An 18,003-nucleotide genomic window follows, 5' to 3' on the forward strand; every position below is an offset into this window, starting at 1 on the left:
CGCCGTCCCCCGCGGGGACCCGTCGAGGCCCGCCGTCCCCCGCGTCTCCCTGAGACGGACGTCACGTTACCGCCTTGTGACATCGCCAGTGGTTGGCTCGCGTCGTCTCCCCTTCCGAGCCGACCGGGCACCTGGAGGACCTCGAATGTCGCACACCGGCCGAGAGAACGGAACCGTCCACCCCACTGCCGACTAGCAGGTTGATTCCACTTCCTCGGGGCGCGCACATGAATCTGATCGAGCGAGAACTGGAATTGACGACACTGCGAAGCCTGTTCGCCGAGTCGCTGGACGGCCACGGGAAGGTGGTGGTCGTCGGCGGCACGGTGGCGTCCGGCAAGAGCGCTCTGCTGCACTCCCTCGCCGAGCACGCCACCGCGGCGGGCGCGGTCTACCTCGGCGCGACGGCGTCGCACGCCGGGCAGCGGTCCCCGCTGGGCGTGGTGCGGCAGCTGTTCCGCGGGGTGGCGCTTCCCCCCGGACGCGAGGACGCCAGGCGGCTGCTGGACGAGCAGATCGGCACCGCCGCCTTCGCCGGGGGCGAGTTCCAGCCCGAGACCACCGCCCAGACGACCTGGCCCGTCCTGCAGGAGCTGTGCAGGGTCCTGCTCGGCATGGCGGCGCGCACCCCCCTGGTCATCGGCGTCGACGACGTGCACCACGCCGACGCCGCGTCCCTCAGCTTCCTGTCCTACGTGGCGTACCGGCTCAAGGCGGCCCCGATCGTGCTGGTGCTCACCGAGCGCATCGGGCCCCGCCGCGAGCACCCCTGGTTCCACGCCGACCTGCAGAGCCAGCCGCACTACTGGCGGCTGCGGCTCAAGCCGCTGTCGCGCCGCGGCCAGGTGCAGTTACTCAGGACCAGGCTCGACCCCCGCCGGGCGCACGAGTTCGCCCCGGTCTGCGACGCGGTCACCGGGGGCAACCCGGCCCTCGTGCAGGCCCTGCTGCAGGACGAGCGCGTCCCGCCGCACGACGGCCCGGTGCGGGACGCGGCCGGCCTCGCCGTGGGCGACGCGTTCCCCCGGGCCGTGCTGCACTGCCTGCACCGCGGCGGCCCGGAGATGCGCCGCGTCGCCCGCGCCCTGGCGATCCTGCGCGAGCCGTGCCCGCCCGCCCTGGTGGGCGGGCTGCTGGACCTGGACGCCGAGTTCGTCTCCGACATGATCGACACGATGGACGCCGCGGGACTGCTGGACGCCGGCCGGTTCCGGCACCCGGCCGTCCCGGCGGCGGTGCTCGAAGGCATGCCCGCCGAGGAGCGCGCGGCGCTGCACGAACGGGCCGCCAGGCTGCTGCACGACCGCGGCGCGGCGCCCCGGACCGTCGCCGAGCACCTCATCGCCGCCGAGACCGCCTGCCGGCCCGCCGCCCAGGCGCCCCCCGACGCCGCCGATCCCGCACAGCAGGACTCCTCCCCGGACGCCGAGGAGTCTTGGAAGGTTCCGGTGCTGCTGGAGGCGGCCGAGCAGGCCCGCACCGAGGGCGCCGCGCACACCGCCCTGCTCTGCCTCCGGCTGGCCCGCGAGAACTGCGCGGACGACCGGCGGCGGGCGGAGATCACCATGGCGATGGCCCGCGTCGAATGGCTCGTCGACCCGGGGTCGGCGGAACGCCTGCTGCCCGGGCTGGTCGACGCGGTGCGGGCCGGGCGGCTGAACGCGCGGCACGCCGCCCGGCTGCCCGGCTACCTGATGTGGCACGGGCGGCCGGACGAGGCGGCCGAGGTCCTCGGCCCGCTCACCGGGCGGGCGGAGCCGCCCGCGGCCGGGACCGCCTGCTTCCTGACGGCCACGCGGCTGCTGCTGGGGTGCGTCTACCCGGGGCATGCCGACGCGGTGGACGGCGCGTCCGCCGACCGGCCCGCCGCCGCGCGGCACGTCGTGTCGGGCCTGGAGAACCGGCGGCTGCGGGCCGCGACCGCGCTGCGGGAGGTGCTGACCGGCCGGACCGACCTCGATGTCCGCGGCACCGCCGAGCAGTTCATGCAGGGCACCCGGCTCACCGAGACGTCCCCGGGGGCGGTGCTGGCGGTGCTGGCGGCGCTGGTCTACGACGACCACCCGCACACGGCGGCGCGCTGGTGCGATCCGCTCCTGGAGGAGGCGGCGGCCCGGCACGAACCGCTGTGGCACGCGACATTGGCGGCCGCACGCGCGCTGATCTGCGTGCGGCAGGGGGACCTCGCCGCCGCCGAGGAGCACGCGCGCACCGCGCTCGCCCGGATCTCCCCGGCGAGCTGGGGAGTGGCGATCGGGGTGCCCATCGCGGCGTCGGTGTACGCGACGACGGCGGCGGGACGCTACGAGGACGCCGCCACCCACCTCGGCATCGCGGTGCCCGACGCCATGCTCGACACCCTCTGCGGCCTGCACTACCTGCAGGCGCGCGGCCGGTTCCATCTGGCGACCGGGCATCCGGAGCTCGCCCTGGAGGACTTCCAGACCTGCGGCGAGCGGATGCGCGACTGGCGGGTCGACGTTCCGGGCCTGGTCCCGTGGCGCACGGACGCGGCGCAGGCGCTGCTGGAGCTGGGCGAGACCGACCGGGCCGCGGAGCTGGCCGACGAGCAGCTGGCCATGGTGCGGCACCGGGCCGGCCGGACGCTGGGCGTCTCGCTGCGGGTGCGCGCGCTGGCCGCCGCCGACCCGCGGCGCCGCGGCGAGCTGCTGGAGGAGGCGGTGCGCGTCCTGGAGCAGTGCGACGACCGGTACGAACTGTCGCTCGCGCGCTGCGAGCTCAGCCGGGCCCGGCAGGCGCTCGGCGAGGCGCCGACGAGGAAGAGCACGGCGGAGACGGCGCCGGATACGGGGAAGGCGCAGGGCGCCCCCCGGGTGCCCGCGTACAACGGGACGCTCCCGCTCAAGACGCCGGGGCGGGACGGGATCGCGGCGCCCGCCGACCCGGCCGCCGCGCTGACCGACGCCGAACGGCGGGTCGCCGCGCTGGTCGTCCAGGGCCGGACCAACCGGCAGATCGCCGACACCCTGCTGATCACCATCAGCACCGTGGAGCAGCACCTCACCCGGATCTACCGCAAGCTCGGCGTCACCCGCCGCGCCGACCTCGTGCGGCGGCTGCGGGCCGGGCCGCCGGGCTGCCCGCAAGCGGCCGGACCGGCGGGCGCGGCGGCCGAGCCGACCGGACCGACCGAGCCGGCCGAGCCGGCCGCGGCGGGCCCGCGGCGGCGCGACGACCAGATCACGTCGAGGGGAGGGACATGATCGAGCTGCACCGGCTGACCAAGCGGTACGGCGCCGTCCGGGCGGTCGACGACCTCACCGTCACCGTCCGGCCCGCCCGGATCACCGGGCTGATCGGCCCCAACGGCGCCGGCAAGACGACCACGCTGCGCATGATCCTCGGACTCACCGCGCCGACCAGCGGGACCGCGACCACGGCCGGCCGCCGCTACGCCGACCTGCCGAGCCCGATGCGGCAGGTCGGCGCGCTGCTGGACGCGCGGGCGGCGCACGAGGGCCGCCGGGTCGGCGACCACCTGCTGTGGCTGGCCCGCAGCAACGGCCTGCCGCGGTGGCGGGTGGGCGAGGCGCTGCGGCTGGTCGGCCTGGAGCAGATGGCCGGGCGGCCCATCCGCGTGCTGTCGGCCGGGATGCGCCGCCGGCTCGGCATCGCCGCCAGCCTGCTCGGCGACCCCGAGGTGCTGATCTACGACGACGTGATCGGCGGGCTGGACCCGGCCGGCGCCGCCTGGCTGCGCACCCTGCTGCGGCGCCTGGCCGATCAGGGGCGCACCGTGCTGGTCACCGGCCACCCGATGGGCGAGATGGCGCGGATCGCCGACCAGTTCATCGTGCTCGACCGGGGCCGCCTGGTGGCCGACAGCAGCGCCGAGGAGCTGTCCCGGTGCGCCGCCCGGCAGCGGGCGCTGATCCGCTGCGACGACCACCGGTTCTTCACCGCCCGGCTGACCGCGGCGGGCGCCCGCGTCCGCGAGGGCACCGACCGCACGCTCGTGGTGTCCGGCATGGACGGCGCCGAGATCCACGGTCTGGCCGCGGCGTACGGCGTCCGCCTGCACGAGCTCACCCCGCAGCGGCCGTCCCTGGAGGAGGTGCTGCTGGAGCTGGTCCATAGCGGCGCGAACGGCGACCGCGCCGGCAGGGCCGCCTGATGTGCGCCACCCGTGTGCACCCGGGCGCCGGCTGCGGGGCGCGGCGCCCGTCGGCGACCTTCCGCAACGCGCTCTGGGCGGAGTGGACGAAGATCCGCACGCTGCGCTCGGCCCGCGACGCGGTGCTCGCCGCCGCCGCGATGCTGGTGCTGTGCGCGCTCTTCGGCGTGCTGACCGGGTTGACCCCCTGCCGCGAGGCGGCGGCCGCCGAGTGCGCGGCGTTCGGGGGCGTCCGGCCCGGCCTGTGCGGCTACCACCTGGCCCAGATCGCGATCGGGCTGCTCGGCGTGCTCGCCGTGACCTCCGAGTACGCCACCGGCATGATCGGCACCAGCCTGGCCGCCACGCCGCGCCGGGGCCGCCTGCTGGCCGCCAAGGCCGCGGTGTGCGCGCTCGTCGCGCTGCCGGCGGGCGGGGGCGCGAGCGCCGCCGCCCTCCTGCTCGCCCGGAGCGCGGACGCGGGCCCCGGCGTGCTTCCCACCGCTGCGGGCGCCGGACTCTACCTCGCCCTGGTGGCGCTGGCGGGTGTCGCGGCGGGGGTGCTGGTGCGGACGACCGCGGCGGCCCTCGTGCTCCTCGTCGGCGCGGCGCTCGTCGTCCCCGCACTGTGCCCGCTGCTCCCCGGCCCGCTGGACGATCTGGCGCGCACGTACTGGCCGGTCACGGCGGGCGCCCAGATCATGGCGGTGCGGCCCGCCCTGCCGCCGTGGGCCGGTCTGGGGCTGCTCGCCGCCGCCGTGGCCGTCGCCATGGCCGCCGCGGCGGTCGTCTTCCACCGCAGGGAGTACTGATGCGCGGCGGTGCGGGTGCTGCCCGCGGGACGGCGAACCGGTGGCCTCCCCGCCGGGAGGCGGCGGAGGCCACCCGCCGGCCGTCAGACGATGTTGGCGACCTGGTGCTCCACCCTCATCGCGAACTCCGACCACATCTGCGAGCAGTCGCGGGCCAGCTGGGCGACGATGCCGCTGCAGTGGGGCGGCACGTTGTTGATGATCTCCTCCCACTCGGCGGCCTTGAGGGTGTGCATGCTGAGCAGCATCAGCAGGTTGCGGCCGGTCTCGGTGAACCGCAGCGCCGGGTCCGCCTTGAGCCGCTCCACGATCGCCGCGCGGTCCCGGGGCGGCGTCCGGACGGCCCGCCGGGCGTCGCCGTGGCCGTGGCTCGCGCGCCGGCTGGCCAGGCTCACCGTGTTGCTCCGGCGGCGCGGCAGCGGGTCCTCGCCCCGCCGCATCCGGTTGCGGACGTCGCGCGCGGTCTCCGGGGAGATGCCCGCGGCCCGCGCGATCTGCCGCAGGGACAGGTCGGGGTTCTTGGCGATCAGTTCCGACGCCAGCCGGCGCCCCTCGCTGCCGTTGATCGGGCGGGCCCGGCCGTCCTGGCCGATCCGGACCGTCTGCGGCGGCACCGTTCCCGCCGTGCGCCGGCGTATGTCGGCGACCGTTCCCGGGGCGATGCCGGTGACGGAGGCGACCATGCGGTCGGACCACTGCGGATGCGATTTGATGATGCGTTCCGCCGCGCGCTTGCGGTCGGCCAGCGACAGCGGCAGGCCGTGCGAGATGTTCGATTTGACCGCCACCACGAAGGCGTCGGCCTCGTCCCCGTCGAAGAACCTGACCGGGATCCGGTCCGCGCCGCGGAGCTTGGCCGCCTTGAGCCGGTGCAGCCCGTCGATGACCCGCATCGTCGCGCGGTGCACGATGATGGGCGGCAGTTCGGTCTGCGCCGCGGCCAGCACCTCCACGTGCTCGGCGTCCTCTCCGGACGTCCGCGGCGAGTCGGCGCCGGCCAGTTTGCTGATCTCCACGTAGACGACCGGTTCGCGGTCGATGTTCCGATGCCCCTCCACTATGACTCCCCTACGATTCGGTCTCACCTGTGTACAGCGGGGATGGGCTGCGCGCACCGGTTCCGGAATGTGCCCCGACATACCGGCACACGCGAGGGAAAATCAGACAACTCCGGCACGCCGGCGACGGGGGAGCCTCTACAGGCCGTTCCGGCGAGCCGTACTCGTGCCGAAGGAATGCGCACACCCGAGTGCGCGGTTTCACCGCCCGAAACGTCGACGGGATGCTTGGCGGGTGTTCCGGGCCGGTACCTCGGTCGCATGGACTGACGGTTTCTCTTCGCGCCTTTTCTGTTCCTTCTTCAAGCCCCCCAAGAAGGTGATAGAAGCCCGACCAGGGATTTCCATCAAAACGATGAAGACGCTAACAGCGGGGGTCGGTCAGGGGTACCCCTGAGCAACCCCTACGCCGCTCCCCTAGAAACCGGTGTGACGGCAGTGCCTGGGTGTGCTGACGTGCCGGAAGGCGTCCCGTGCCGGCCGGCCCGGAGGCCCAGCACCGGGCCAGTGGCCCACCGAAAGCCGCCCGAAAGGGTCACCGAAGATGGTCCATATGTACACAGCCGGTAGGGGATTACCCGATGGCGGCAAGAGGGGAGTGACGGCGAGGCAACCCTAGTGCCCGCCACCACAGGCGCCCCCGTGCCCTCCCCCGCCACAGGGACCGGGGCCCGTACGGGCCCCCGGGCAGGCACCCGGGCAGGCGCCGTCAGGCGTCCAGGCCGCCGCGCGCGACGAGCCGGCGGACGATCACGTTGCGCTGGATCTCGTTGGTGCCCTCGCCGATGATCATCAGGGGCGCGTCGCGGAAGTAGCGTTCGACGTCGAACTCGGTGGAGTAGCCGTAGCCGCCGTGGATGCGGACCGCGTTCAGCGCGATCTGCATGGCGGTCTCGGAGGCGAACAGCTTGGCCATGCCCGCCTCCATGTCCGCGCGGCGCCCCGCGTCGGCCTCCCGGGCGGCGTACAGGGTGAGCTGGCGGGCCGCCATCAGGGACGTCGCCATGTCGGCCAGGTAGTTGCCGATCGACTGGTGCTGCCAGATGGGCTTGCCGAACGTTTCGCGCTCCTGGGCGTAGGCGAGCGCGTCCTCCAGCGCGGCCCGGCCGACGCCGAGGGCGCGGCCCGCGACCTGCAGGCGTCCGGTCTCCAGCCCCTTCATCATCTGGGCGAACCCGGCGCCCTCGGCGCCGCCCAGCAGGGCGTCGGCGGGCGCCCGGTGGTCGGTGAAGACCAGCTCGCAGCTCTCCACGCCCTTGTAGCCGAGTTTGGGCAGGTCGCGGGAGACGGTCAGGCCGGGGCCCGGTTCGACCAGCAGGATCGAGACGCCCCGGTGCGCGGGCCGGGCGTCCGGGTCGGTCTTGCACAGCAGCGCGATCAGCCCCGACCGGCGGGCGTTGGTGATCCACGTCTTGGCGCCGTTGACCACGTAGCCGTCGGCGTCGCGGCGCGCGACGGTGCGCATGGCCTGCAGGTCGGACCCGCCGCCGGGCTCGGTCAGCGCCATGGTCGCCCGCAGCTCGCCGGTGGCCATCCGCGGCAGGTAGCGGCGCTTCTGCTCCGGCGTGCCGAAGTGCAGCAGCAGCTTGGCCACCACGGTGTGGCCGCCCATCGCCCCGGCCAGGCTCATCCAGCCGCGCGCCAGCTCCTCGGTGACGAGCACGAAGCAGGAGGTGGACACGGGCGTGCCTCCGTACTCCTCGGGCACGGCCAGCCCGAACACGCCCAGCCGCTTCATCTTCTCGATCAGGGCCTCGGGGTAGGCGCCGGCGTGTTCCAGGTCCCGGACGACGGGCCTGACCTCCTTGTCGACGAAGTCGCGCACCGTGGCGACGACGGCGCGCTCGTCCTCGGTCAGGACGTCCAGGGTGCTCATGGCGTGCTCCTTCTGCCGGGTGCGGGGCGGGTCAGATGACGCCGCCGTCTCTGAGGGCGTCGACGTCGCCGGGGCCGTAGCCGAGTTCGGCCAGGATCCGCTCGGTGTGCTCGCCGGGCGCCGGGACGGCGTCCATGCGGGGTTCGGTGCCGTCGATGTCGACGGGCGGCACGAGCGCCGCGACCATGCCGCCGGGGGTGGGCACGTCCCGCCAGCGGCCGCGTTCCCGGAGCACGGGGTGGTCGAGGAAGTCGGCGACGTCGTTGACCCCGGCGTTGGCGATGCCGGCGTCGTCCAGCAGCCGCATCGCCTCGCGGGAGCCGGACCGCCGGAAGCGCTCGGCGACGATGGCGTTGAGCTCGTCGCGATGGGCCACACGGGCGGGGCCGGTGGCGAAGCGGGGGTCGTCCACCAGGTCCGGGCGCTCCAGGAACCGCTCGCACAGCGCGACCCACTCGCGTTCGTTCTGTATGGACAGCAGCACCTGCCGGCCGTCGGCCGCGGTGTAGGCGCCGTAGGGGGCGATGGTGGCGTGCTGGGTGCCGATGCGCGGCGGCTGGGTCCCGCCGTAGCGGGTGTAGTAGGCGGGCTGGCTCATCCATTCGGCCAGCGCCTCGAACAGGGAGACCTCGACGGCGCGGGCCGCCCCCGTGGTGGCCCGCACGTACAGGGCGGTGAGGATGCCCGAGTAGGCGTACATCCCGGCGGCGATGTCGGCGACGGACACGCCGACCCGGGCGGTCTGCTCGCCCGTGCCGGTCAGCGACACCAGCCCGGTCTGGCACTGGACGAGCAGGTCGTAGGCCTTGCGGTCGGCCCACGGCCCGGTGGACCCGTAGCCGGACACCGTGCAGCGGATCAGCGCGGCGTGGCGCTCGCCCAGGGAGGCCGCGTCCAGGCCGAGCCGGGCCGCCGCGCCGGGCGCCAGGTTCTGCACGAACACGTCGGCCCTGCCGAGCAGCCGGTCCAGCACCTCCCGGCCGCGCGGCGACTTCAGGTCGAGGGTGAGCGACTCCTTCGACCGGTTCAGCCACACGAAGTAGCTGGACTGGCCGTGCACGGCGGTGTCGTAGCGGCGGGCGAAGTCGCCTCCGCCCGGGCGTTCGACCTTGATGACCCGGGCGCCCAGATCGGCCAGCTGGCGGGTGGCGAAGGGCGCCGCCACCGCCTGCTCGACGGTGACGACGGTGACGCCGGACAGCGGCTGCGCGGTCATGCGGCGACCTCCCGGGAACCTGGCCGGAGACGGGCTGCGCGGTCGGCCGGACGCACCGCCGGCCCGGCCGCAGTACCATCATGGCCGTTCATGGATGCCGGTGTGCAATAACGATTCGTGATGTCGCCATGCCGGACGCGGATGGGGGACGGAGTGGACCTCAAGCAGCTCAGGGCGCTGGTCACGGTCGCGGAGACGGGCAGCGTGACGCGGGCCGCCGAGCTGCTGCACCTCGTCCAGCCCGCCGTCACCCGGCAGATCCGCACCCTGGAGCAGGAACTCGGCGTGCCGCTGTTCGAGCGGACCCGGCAGGGCATGCGGCCCACCCCGGCCGGCGCGATCATGATCGACCGCGCCCGCCGCGCCCTGGGCGAGTTGGAGCGCGCCCGCGCGGAGATCCGGCCGTCCCCCGGCGCGGTCACCGGCATCGTGACCGTCGGCCTGCTGGAGAGCGCGGCCGACCTGCTCGCCGAGCCGCTGGTGTCGGCCCTGGCCCGCGACCGCCCCGGGATCGAGCTGCGCGTGTTCACCGCCTACTCCGGCCATCTGCAGCAGTGGCTCGACGACGGCGACCTGGACCTCACCCTGCTCTACAACCTGGACAGCACCACGTCGCTGAACGCCCAGCCGCTGGTCCGCGAGAGGCTGTGGGCGGTGGCGCCGCCCGCGGCGGGGCTGCGGCCCGACGAGCCCGTCCCGTTCGCCGAGGCCGCCGCGCATCCGCTGGTCATGCCCGCCGCCGGGCACGCGCTGCGCACCGTGATCGACGCCGCCGCGGCGCGCGCGGAGGTCGCGATGAACGTGGCCCTGCAGACCAACTCCATGCGGCTGCAGAAGAGGTTCGTCCTCGCCGGTTACGGCTGGACCGTCCTGCCCGGGGTGGGGATCGCCGCCGACGTCGCCGACGGTTCGCTCAGCGCCGCCCCGCTGAGCGAACCGGACGTGTGGCGGTCGGTCGTCCTCGCCACCCCCAGGACGGGACGCGTCCCGCCCGCCGTCGAGATCGTCGCCCGCGAGCTGACCCGCCAGGTCCACGCGGCCGTCCGCCGGGGCGACTGGCCCGCCGCCCGGCCGCACACCCCCGCCCCCTCCGGGAAGGACACCTGATGAGCACCGAGCCGCTGCACGCCCACGCCCGCGCCGAGGACGGCACCAGGCTGGCCTACCAGCGCCACGGCGCCGGCCGGCCGCTGGTGCTGCTGGCGGGGCAGGCCAACGACCACCACTGGTGGGACGGCGTGCGGGAGGACTTCCACGCCGCCCACAGCACCATCACCCTCGACTACCGCGGCACCGGCGACAGCGGCAAACCCGACGGCCCCTACTCCACGCAGGTGTTCGCCGACGACGTGATCGCCGTCCTGGACGATCTGGGGATCGAGCGCGCCGACGTGTACGGCACGTCCATGGGCGGCCGCGTCGCCCAGTGGATCGCCGTCCGCCATCCGCACCGGGTCGGCCGCCTGGTGCTCGGCTGCACCTCCCCCGGCGGCCCCCACGCCGTCGAACGCGACGCCGCCGTCCGCCGCGCGCTGGCCCAGCCCGACCCCGCCGCCGCGCGCGAGGCGCTGCTCGACCTGATGTACACGCCCGCGTGGCGGGCCGCCCATCCCGGCCCGTACACGACGCTCGGCGACCCCCGCATGCCCCCGCACGCCCGCCGCGGCCACCTTCAGGCCAGCAACCGGCACGACGCCTGGGACGCGCTCCCCCGGATCACCGCGCCCACCCTGATCCTGCACGGCGACCAGGACCGCCTCACCCCCGCGGCGAACGTCCCCCTGCTCGCCTCGCGCATCCCGAACGCCCGGACGCACATCTTCCCCGGCGCCCGCCACGCCTACTTCCAGGAATGCCGCTCCCAGGCCGGTCCCCTGGTCGCCGACTTCCTCCAAGCGAATACTTAAATCTCTGCAATGAAATCCAGGGATTGACTGGGATGAGGGCCGATCGCACCCTGGTCCGGGGGACGCGCGGCAGCGCATCCGTGAGACGAAGGAGCGGTGATGGCCATGGACCCGGCGGCGACGGCGCGGATGCTGGGCGTGGGACGCAACGTCCTCGACGACCGGCTGGGCATCGAGATCGTCGAGGCGAGCGCCGAACGCGTCGTCGCCCGGATGCCCGTCGAGGGCAACACGCAGGTCTACGGGACGCTGCACGGCGGGGCGTCCTGCGTGCTGGCCGAATCGGTGGGCTCCTGCGCCGCCGCGGTGCACGCGGGCCCCGGACGCATGGCCCTGGGCATCGAGCTGAACATCTCGCACCACCGCACGGTGTCCGACGGCGTGGTCACGGCGGTCGCCACCAAGGTGTCGGCGGGACGCACGCTGGCCACCTACGACGTGGTCGTCACCGACGAGCGCGACCGCCGCATCTGCACCGCCCGCGTGACCTCGCTGCTGCGCGACCGCCCGACGCCTAGGCCCCGGCGGCGGTGTCCATGAACCCGCGCGGGTGTCCGGAAGGCGCGGTGTCTAGGAGTCGGTGCGGGCGCGGGCGATGACGACGGGGCAGTGCGCATGGTGGATCACGCCGTGGCTGACCGAGCCCAGGCCCAGTGCGGCGAGCCCGCCGCGGCGGCGGGGGCCCACGACGAGCAGATCCGCCTCGCGTGAGGCGTCGCACAGCGCCGTCACCGGATGCTCCCGGACGACCTGCTCGGTCACCTCCAGGTCCGGGTAGGCCTTGCGCCAGGGGGCGTGCGCCTCGATGAGCCGCCAGCGGATCTTCTCCTCGATCTGCCGGTCGTCCAGCGCCCGGTTCGCCTCCGCGTAGGCGGCCGGCACCTCCCAGGCGTTCACGACGTGCACCCGGGCGCCGCGGGCGGCGGCCGCCTCGAAGGCATAGTGCAGCGTCTCGCTCTCGTCCTCGTCCCGCTCCAGCGCGAGCCCGACGACGATCCGACCGTGCGGCTCGCCGTGCTCGCCATCGGTGTCGCCGCGCACGATCACGACCGGCCCGGCGGCGTGCCCGGCCATGGCCAGTCCGGTGGAGCCGAGCAGCAGGCTGCTGAAACCGCCCAGCCCGCGATGCCCGAGCACCAGCTCGAACGCCTCCCGGGACAGCTCGCGCAGCGCCCCGCTGACGCGTCCGGTCAGCAGGCGGCTGCTGACCTGCACCTCGGGCCGCCGTTCGCGGGCGGCCTCCACGGCCTCCGCGAGCATCCGCCGGCCCGCGTCGGTCAGCGCGTCCACCGCCTGGGGCGCCGCGAACAGCGGCGCGGCGTACAGGGCGCTGTCCAGGGCGTGGACGATCAGCAGCGGCCGGTTCCGCAGGACGGCCTCGTCCGCCGCCCATCGCACGGCGCGGTGGGCGCTGTCGGATCCGTCGGTGCCGACGAGGACGGGGTCTGTGAGGACGGGGTCTGTCATGTCCTGGCTCCTTCCCGGTTCACCGGGGCCCCTGCTTCCGCCAACGACGCTAGGCGGCCCGGGCGCACTGGTACGCGGGCCAAGGTCCCTACCCGCTGCGGCGATGGTCACCGCCCGGCGGGACACCGGGAGCGCCGGGACCTTCGTCCCTGCGCCCGGTGCCCATCGCACCCGGCCGGGAGCGGTTTCACCGGCGAGGCTGGGAGGAGCACTCGGGTGAAGAAGAGAGGTGCGAAGGCCGTGGAGACCAAGCAGTGGTCCGTGGACATCTACATCAACGAGCACGGCGACGACACCGGCGTACGGGCCGTCCTCACGTCGTCGACCTCCACGAAGGTGGAGGGGTTCGGCCATGCCCGCCGCCACCCGCGGGACCGGAACGTCCCCGAGATCGGCGACGAGCTGGCCGTCGGCCGCGCGCTCATCGACCTGGGCGCCCGGCTGGTGCGGATGGCCGACCTGGACATGGAGGCCGTCACCCGGCAGCGGTGAGCGGGGCGCCCCGGCGCGGGCCGGGACGCCCCGAGGGGCACCGCCCGGTGGTCACAGCCCGTAGGTCCTGCCGATGATGTCGCGCTGGATCTCGCTGGTGCCGCCGTACACGGTGGACACGACGGTGGAGCGCAGCAGCCGCTCCATGCCGTACTCGGTGGCGTAGCCGTAGCCGCCCATCATCTGCATGCCGTCGAGCGCCATGGCCTTGGCGACCTCGGTGGCCTTGAGCTTGGCCATGGACGCCTCGCGGGGCAGCATCCGCTCCGGGTCCTCGTCGATCTTCCGGGCGACGTCGTACACCAGCAGGCGGGTGCACTCCAGTTCCGTGGCGTGGTCGGCGATCCGGTGCCGCAGCGCCTGGAAGGAGCCCACCGGACGGCCGAACTGCCGCCGCTCGCTCACGTAGGACACCGTGTCGTCGAAGGCGCGGCGCGCGGTGCCCAGCATCATCGCGGCCAGGATCATGCGCTCCAGGTTCAGCCCCGCCATCAGCTGCCGCCAGCCCTGCCCGACCTCGCCGACGACCGCGTCCTCCGGCAGGAGGCAGTCGGTGAAGTACAAGTCGTTGACCTCGCGGCCGCCCATGGTCTCGATGCCGTGAACGGCCAGGCCGTCCACCCCGGCGGGGACGGAGAACATGGTCAGGCCGTCGTGCCGCCCGCCGTCGGTGGAGGTGCGGGCGACCAGCAGGATGTGGTCGGCGATGTGCGCGTTGGAGCACCAGGTCTTCTGGCCGTTGACGAGCCAGCCGTCCCCGTGCCGCTCGGCCTTGCAGGTCAGCCCGGCCACGTCCGACCCGGCGCCCGGCTCCGACATCGACACCGCCAGCACCCGGCCGCGCAGGAAGTCGCCGAGCACCCGGCGCTTCTGCTGCTCGCTGCCGAACTTCTGATAGGACGCCGCGGTGATCGCCGAGGTGGCGAAGCCGCCGATCGGCAGCTGCCAGTAGGCGGTGGTCTCCAGCAGCAGCACCAGGTCGACCATGCCCTGGCCGGCGCCGCCGTACTCCTCCGGCACCGCGACCCCGAGCCAGCCGAGCTCGGCCAGCTTCGCGTACAGCTCGGCGTTGTGCGGCTCCCGGCCGCCGTCAGTGAGCTTGAGCCACCGGTCGCGGTCGCCCACCTCGCGGCGGCAGAAGTCGGTGACGGCGGCGACGAAGTCGCGCTGCTCGTCGGTCAGCGTGGTCACGAGGACCGCCCTTTCGCGTAGAGCCTGTCGATCTCGGCGGCGTAGCGCTGTTCGATGACCGCCCGCCGGAGCTTCAGGGTGGGGGTGAGTTCGCCGCCGTCCGGTGTCCACGGACGGTCGACCAGGTGGAACGCCTTGATCTGTTCGGGGCGCGACAGCGCCCCGTTGGCCTCCCGGACGGCGGCGGAGACCTCCTCGCGGATCCGCGGGTCCGCGGCCAGTTCCGCGAAGCCGGTGGCGGACAGCCCGTGCGCGGCGGCCCACACCGGTGCGGCCTCCTCGTCCAGCGCCACCAGCGCGGTGACGTAGGGGCGGCGGTCGCCGATCGCCGCGACATGCCCGATCAGGGGGTGCCGGCGCAGCAGCGACTCGATCCGGCCGGGGGCGATGTTCTTGCCGCTGGAGGTGATGATGATCTCCTTCTTGCGGCCGGTGATGCGCAGCATGCCGTCGTCGTCGAAGGTGCCGAGGTCGCCGGTCGGCAGCCAGCCGTCGGCGTCCACGGCCGGTTCGATGCGCCCGTCCGCCTGCAGGTAGCCGGGGAACACCAGCGGCCCGCGCACCTGGATCTCGCCGTCGGGGGCGAGCCGCACCTCCATCCCGGGGACGGGCACGCCGACGGTGCCGGCGCGGTAGCGGTCGGGGTAGGTGGTGGTGGCGGTGCCGGTGGTCTCCGACAGCCCCCACACCTCCGTGATCGGCATGCCCAGGCCGCCGAAGAACTCCAGCACCTCGGGCGGGATCGGGGCCGAGCCGCTGCCCAGCCGCTGCGCCTCGGCGAGCCCGAGCCGCTCGCGCAGCGGGCGCAGCACGAGCTTGTCGGCGTCGGCCAGCGCGGCGGCGAGGTCGTCGGGCAGCGGTGTGCCGTCGGCCCGGAGGCGGTACGCCTCGGCGGCCAGCCCGCGCGCCCGGTCGACCGCCGCCCGCATGTCCCCCTCCAGGCGGGACAGCTCGTGCTGGATCGCGGCGGCGAACTTCTCCCACACCCGGGGCACGCCGAAGAACCCGTGCGGCCGCACCTTCGTCAGCGTCGCCGGGAGCTGCGCGGCGTCGGGGCAGATCGTGACGTGCCCGGCGGTGTAGACCGGCAGGTACATGCCGAGCACCCGTTCGGCGACGTGGGCCAGCGGCAGGTAGGCGACCGTCCGCGGATGCGGCGGCACGGGCTGGATGAGCTCCTGCAGGGCGCACTGGTAGAGCACGTTGCCGTGGGTGAGGACGACGCCCTTGGGGTCTCCGGTGGTGCCCGAGGTGTAGATCATCGTGACCGGGTCGTCCAGCGTGACGGTTTCGAGCGGTCCCTCGGCGGGCGGCGTCGCCTGCAGCCTGGCGAAGGGGACGTGGCCGTCGCCCGCGCCCTCGATGACCACCACCGCTTTCAGCCCCGGCATCGCGGCCAGTGCCCGCTGCCAGCGCTCCAGTTCGGCGGGGCCTTCCAGCACCACGACGGTGGCGGCGCTGTGCAGCGCGATCTGGTGGATCTGCTGGGGGCTCAGCGTGGCGTAGGTGGTGCAGGGGATGGCGCCCAGCTCGACGGCGGCGAAGTCGGCGATCCAGTGCTCGGGGCGGCTGGACATGCCGATGAGCATCCGCTCGCCGCGCCGCAGCCCGAGCTCCCGCAACCCGCTCGCCGCGGCCCGCACCCGGTCGTACAGCTCCCGCCAGGTCAGGGTGGCGCCGTCCGCTCCGGTCAGGGCGGGCAGGTCGCCGTGCTCGTCGGCGTTGCGCCGCAGCAGGGCCCGTACCGTTCGCGCGCCCACCGCGGCGTGCACATCGGCTGCAGTGATCATCTTCGCTCCTTCGCCGGGACGGCCGGGGGCAACCATCACAACCCGAACGCCATTCGGCTGTCAATAGATCCGAATAGCCACTTACTTCCTATGCCGTCACCGCAGGTAAAGGCCGGACTGTGCGCGACAGACGATGTTCGGTGGTTCACCGGCCCGGGTTACACTCGGCGCCATGCCGCCCCGCCAGCGCCCACGCCCCAAGGACCGGAAGGAGTCGATCGCCCTCGTCGCCGCGCGACTGTTCTGCGCCCGCGGCTACCACAACGTCGGCATCGAGGACATCGCCCGGGAGGTCGGCATCACCGGCCCGGCGATCTACCGGCACTACCCGACCAAGCAGGACGTGCTCGCCGCGGCCGTGCGGGAACTGGGCCTGCGGTTCGCCGCGTGCGTCGAGTCCGGCGCCCAGGGGGACGCGCCCGCCGACCGCCTGCGGGCCGTGCTGCGGGCGCTGGTGCGCTACGGCCTGGAGTGGCGCACCGTGGCCCGCCTCTACCAGTGGGAGGGCCGCCATCTCGACGCCGAGCGGCAGGCGGCGCTGGCCGTGCCGTTCGACCGCGCCGTGCGCACGCTGCGCGGACTGCTGCTGGACGTGCGGCCCGGGCTGTCGCGGCGGGACGCCGCGCTGCTGGTGGCCGCGGCGCTGAGCGTGATCGTCAGCCCCGCCACCCACCGGGCGGCCCTGCCCAGGGCCAAGGCCGAGCGCACCCTGCTGGACTGCGTGGACGCCCTGCTCGCCGTCGATCTGCCCGCGCCGCCCGCCGAGCCGCCGCCGCGCCGGCCCCCGGACCGGTTCGCGCTGCTCCCCCGCCGCGAGCGGCTGCTCGCCGAGGCGGTGCGGCTGTTCCACGAGCACGGCTACCACCAGGTGAGCATGGCCGACATCGGCCGCGCCGCCGGGATCACCGCCTCCAGCGTCTACACGCACTTCACGGGCAAGGCCGAGCTGCTGGCCGCCGCCTACGACCGCGCCACCGGCCGACTGGAGCACGCCGTCGCCGAGGCGCTGGTCGGCGCGGGCTCGCCGGAGCGGGCGCTGCGCCGGCTGGTGGACACCTACGTGCGGCTCACGTTCGCGCACGCGGACCTGGCCGCGGTCTACGTGTCCGAGAGCGAGAACCTGGCCCCGCCCGACCTGCGGCGGCTGCGCGCCGCGCAGCGCCGGCACGTCGACACCTGGGTCGGCCTGGTCGCCGAGCTGCGCACCGGGGAGGAGCCGGCCGCGATCCGGTTCCGGGTGCACGCGGCGCTGAACGCGGTGACCGATCTCGCCCGCTCCGCGGGCCCGTCGGTGACCGAGGCGAGGACCGCCGCCCTGCTCGGCCCGATGCTGCTGCCCCCGGGCGACGGGGTGGAGGCGGGCGGTGCGGCCGGGGTCAGCCCTGCGGCGGGGGCGCCTTCCGGTCGGCGATGGCGGTGAAGACCTCCACGCATGCGGCGACGAGCTCCGCCTCGCTCAGCCGCAGCCGGCCCGACAGCCAGGCGGACAGGGTCTGCGCCAGGCCGCCGACCATGAACTGGGCGACCAGTTCGAGCTCCGGGGTGTCCGGGACGCCGTAGGACTGGCGCGCCTGCCCGCTGAGCAGGCGCGCGAAGAACCGCGAGGACTCCACCCTGCGCCGGGCCAGCAGCGGGTCGGTGAGGGTGACCGAGAACAGCACCCGCCCGTGCCGCCGGTCCTCGGCGACCGCGCGGACGAGCTCGGCGAGCCCGGCGCGGATCTTGGCCTCGGCGTCCGGTCCGGCGGCCTCCACCGCGGCCAGGGCGCGGGTGGCGATGGTCTGCACGACGCGTTCGTGGACGGCCGCCACCAGCTCGTCGCGGTCGGCGAAGCTCTCGTAGAAGTAGCGGGGGGTCAGCCCCGCCCGTCCGCACACGCGGCGCACGGTGAGCTGGTCCCCCTCGGCGCCGCCGAGCAGGTCCAGCCCGGCCTCGACGAGCTGCGCCCGGCGTTCGGCCTTGCGATCGGCGCCGGTCACGCCGCCGTAGACCCGCATCTCAGAAGCACCCATGCGGCCATCTTGACAGACCCGTCGGAGCGGCCTTCACTATCTGAAAACACTTGTTATCAGATCAGTGG

15 protein-coding genes are annotated in these 18,003 nt (G+C 74.4%); 8 read left to right on the plus strand and 7 right to left on the minus strand.

Translation table 11 applies throughout. The annotated features are described in order from the left end of the window. The first annotated feature begins 227 nt into the window (after positions 1-227). From ABD879_RS07910 to ABD879_RS07920, 3 genes are read left to right on the plus strand one after another with little or no spacing between them, the layout of a single operon-like run. On the plus strand, positions 228-3,224 hold the full coding sequence (locus ABD879_RS07910) for an AAA family ATPase (RefSeq protein ID WP_345018929.1): 2,997 nt from the start codon (positions 228-230) through the stop codon (positions 3,222-3,224). After that, entirely contained in the window at positions 3,221-4,135 is a 915-nt protein-coding gene (locus ABD879_RS07915) for an ABC transporter ATP-binding protein (RefSeq protein ID WP_345018930.1), read from the plus strand. The genes ABD879_RS07910 and ABD879_RS07915 overlap by 4 nt, the downstream gene beginning before the upstream one ends. Next, positions 4,135-4,926: an ABC transporter permease gene (locus tag ABD879_RS07920; protein WP_345018932.1), complete on the plus strand. Its 792-nt coding sequence runs from the start codon at positions 4,135-4,137 to the stop codon at positions 4,924-4,926. The genes ABD879_RS07915 and ABD879_RS07920 overlap by 1 nt, the downstream gene beginning before the upstream one ends. Positions 4,927-5,009: 83 nt before the next feature. On the opposite strand, the gene ABD879_RS07925 is transcribed toward ABD879_RS07920, so the two are convergent. From ABD879_RS07925 to ABD879_RS07935, 3 genes are all read right to left on the minus strand, one after another. Next, complete coding sequence (locus tag ABD879_RS07925) at positions 5,010-5,984, minus strand: ParB/RepB/Spo0J family partition protein (protein WP_345018933.1); 975 nt, start codon at positions 5,982-5,984, stop codon at positions 5,010-5,012. Between the two features lie 709 nt (positions 5,985-6,693). Continuing rightward, positions 6,694-7,860 carry an acyl-CoA dehydrogenase family protein gene (locus tag ABD879_RS07930; protein ID WP_345018935.1) on the minus strand — a complete coding sequence of 389 codons (1,167 nt, stop codon included), beginning with the start codon at positions 7,858-7,860 and terminating at the stop codon, positions 6,694-6,696. A gap of 31 nt (positions 7,861-7,891) precedes the next feature. After that, positions 7,892-9,076: a CaiB/BaiF CoA transferase family protein gene (locus ABD879_RS07935; protein WP_345018936.1), complete on the minus strand. Its 1,185-nt coding sequence runs from the start codon at positions 9,074-9,076 to the stop codon at positions 7,892-7,894. A gap of 141 nt (positions 9,077-9,217) precedes the next feature. Here ABD879_RS07935 and ABD879_RS07940 point away from each other — a divergent pair, with 141 nt between their 5' ends. The 3 genes from ABD879_RS07940 (at position 9,218) to ABD879_RS07950 (ending at position 11,523) form a co-directional block, all read left to right on the plus strand. Beyond that, on the plus strand, positions 9,218-10,183 hold the full coding sequence (locus ABD879_RS07940) for a LysR family transcriptional regulator (protein ID WP_345018938.1): 966 nt from the start codon (positions 9,218-9,220) through the stop codon (positions 10,181-10,183). Beyond that, complete coding sequence (locus ABD879_RS07945) at positions 10,183-10,983, plus strand: alpha/beta fold hydrolase (RefSeq protein WP_345018939.1); 801 nt, start codon at positions 10,183-10,185, stop codon at positions 10,981-10,983. Before ABD879_RS07940 ends, ABD879_RS07945 begins: the two co-directional genes overlap by 1 nt. A gap of 99 nt (positions 10,984-11,082) precedes the next feature. After that, a complete protein-coding gene (locus ABD879_RS07950; RefSeq protein ID WP_378270259.1) occupies positions 11,083-11,523 on the plus strand; it encodes a PaaI family thioesterase in 441 nt (146 codons plus the stop codon). Between the two features lie 30 nt (positions 11,524-11,553). On the opposite strand, the gene ABD879_RS07955 is transcribed toward ABD879_RS07950, so the two are convergent. Continuing rightward, a complete protein-coding gene (locus ABD879_RS07955; RefSeq protein WP_345018940.1) occupies positions 11,554-12,450 on the minus strand; it encodes a universal stress protein in 897 nt (298 codons plus the stop codon). Positions 12,451-12,666: 216 nt separating this feature from the next. On the opposite strand from ABD879_RS07955, the gene ABD879_RS07960 reads away from it, so the two are divergent. Beyond that, entirely contained in the window at positions 12,667-12,942 is a 276-nt protein-coding gene (locus ABD879_RS07960) for a DUF1876 domain-containing protein (protein ID WP_345018941.1), read from the plus strand. A 51-nt stretch (positions 12,943-12,993) separates the two neighbouring features. Here the strand turns inward: ABD879_RS07960 and ABD879_RS07965 are convergent, their stop codons facing one another. Then, complete coding sequence (locus ABD879_RS07965) at positions 12,994-14,133, minus strand: acyl-CoA dehydrogenase family protein (RefSeq protein ID WP_345018942.1); 1,140 nt, start codon at positions 14,131-14,133, stop codon at positions 12,994-12,996. Next, on the minus strand, positions 14,130-15,923 hold the full coding sequence (locus tag ABD879_RS07970) for an AMP-dependent synthetase/ligase (RefSeq protein ID WP_345018943.1): 1,794 nt from the start codon (positions 15,921-15,923) through the stop codon (positions 14,130-14,132). The genes ABD879_RS07965 and ABD879_RS07970 overlap by 4 nt, the downstream gene beginning before the upstream one ends. A 172-nt stretch (positions 15,924-16,095) precedes the next feature. Here ABD879_RS07970 and ABD879_RS07975 point away from each other — a divergent pair, with 172 nt between their 5' ends. Next, positions 16,096-17,343 (plus strand): TetR/AcrR family transcriptional regulator, encoded by a 1,248-nt coding sequence (locus ABD879_RS07975; protein WP_345018945.1) that lies wholly within the window; start codon positions 16,096-16,098, stop codon positions 17,341-17,343. Here the strand turns inward: ABD879_RS07975 and ABD879_RS07980 are convergent. Beyond that, a complete protein-coding gene (locus ABD879_RS07980) occupies positions 17,300-17,935 on the minus strand; it encodes a TetR/AcrR family transcriptional regulator (protein ID WP_345018946.1) in 636 nt (211 codons plus the stop codon). The genes ABD879_RS07975 and ABD879_RS07980 overlap by 44 nt on opposite strands. Positions 17,936-18,003: the final 68 nt, after the last annotated feature.

Source organism: Actinomadura keratinilytica, from assembly GCF_039539665.1.
GTDB lineage: Bacteria > Actinomycetota > Actinomycetes > Streptosporangiales > Streptosporangiaceae > Spirillospora > Spirillospora keratinilytica.